Genomic DNA, 1,326 nt, shown 5'->3' with positions numbered 1-1,326 from the left:
GTGGTGTCGCCGGTGTCGGTGACGGGCCGCAGCCGGCAGCGGGCGAGGACGTCGAGGCCGAGGTAGCGGCGGCCCTCGGTCCACTCGTCGTGCTGCTCAGCCAGGACGGCGCCGACCAGGCGGATGAGGGCATCGCGATCGGGGAAGATGCCGACGACGTCGGTGCGGCGGCGGATCTCGCGGTTGAGCCGCTCGGAGGGGTTGTTGCTCCAGATCTGGCGCCACACCTCCTTGGGGAAGGCGGTGAACGCCAGCACGTCGGCCCGGGCGGCCTCGAGGTGCTCGGCCACCTTGGGCAGCTTGTCGGCCAGCGCGTCGAGCACGCGGTCGAACTGGGCGTGCACGGAGGCGGCGTCGGCCTGGTCGTAGACCGAGTGCAGCAGCGCCCGCACCCACGGCCAGCTGCTCTTCGGGCAGGCTGCCATCAGGTTGGCCGCGTAGTGGGTGCGGCAGCGCTGCCAGGCCGCGCCCGGCAGGGTCGCGCCGATCGCGGCCACCAGACCGGCGTGGGCGTCGGAGGTGACGAGCTGGACTCCGGTGAGGCCGCGGGCGGTGAGGTCGCGGAAGAACGCCAGCCAGCCGGCGCCGTCCTCGGCGCTGGTGACCTGCAGCCCGAGGATCTCCCGGTGCCCGTCGCCGTTCACCCCGGTCGCCACGAGCGCGTGCACGTTGACCACCCGGCCGCCCTCGCGAACCTTCAAGACCAGGGCATCGGCGGCGACGAAGGTGTACGGGCCGGCGTCCAGCGGCCGGTGGCGGAAGTCAGCCACCTGCGCGTCGAGGTCCTTGGCCATCTCGCTGACCTGCGACTTCGACAGGCGGGTGATGCCCAGGGACTCGACGAGCTTCTCCATCCGCCGCGTGGAGACGCCGAGCAGGTAGCAGGTGGCGACCACGGTGGTCAGCGCCCGCTCCGCCCGCCGCCGGCGCTCGAGCAGCCAGTCGGGGAAGTAGCTGCCCGACCGCAGCTTGGGGATCGCCACGTCCAGCGTCCCGGCGCGGGTGTCGAACTCCCGGGCCCGGTAGCCGTTGCGGGTGTTGACCCGCTCGGCCCAACGCTCGCCGTAGCCAGCACCGCAGACGGCGTCGGCCTCGGCGGACATGAGGGTGTTGATAAACGTGGTCAGCATCTGGCGCAGCAAGTCAGGGCTGGCCTGGGCCAGCTGCTCGTCCAGAAAGCGGGCAGGGTCGATACTGCTCGGAGCGGTCATCGCGTCGTTCTCCTGGGGCTGTGGAAGGTATCCAGAAGATCACGCGGTGGCCGCCTTCACGTGCAGGGCCCGCTGGTCACCGGGGCCGTCGCACACCACCTTGGTGGACGCCACT

General features: G+C 71.7%; 1 protein-coding gene. It reads right to left on the bottom strand.

Annotated elements, in window-relative coordinates; genetic code table 11:
* Positions 1-1,211 (bottom strand): IS256 family transposase (locus E9529_RS21390; protein WP_236833272.1); only part of this gene is annotated, 1,211 nt, incomplete at its 3' end.
* Positions 1,212-1,326: the final 115 nt, after the last annotated feature.

This window comes from Blastococcus sp. KM273128, assembly GCF_021698975.1.
Lineage (GTDB): Bacteria > Actinomycetota > Actinomycetes > Mycobacteriales > Geodermatophilaceae > Blastococcus.
The sequence above is the reverse complement of the archived record's forward strand: the minus strand, read 5'-3'. Positions and strand labels throughout refer to the sequence as shown.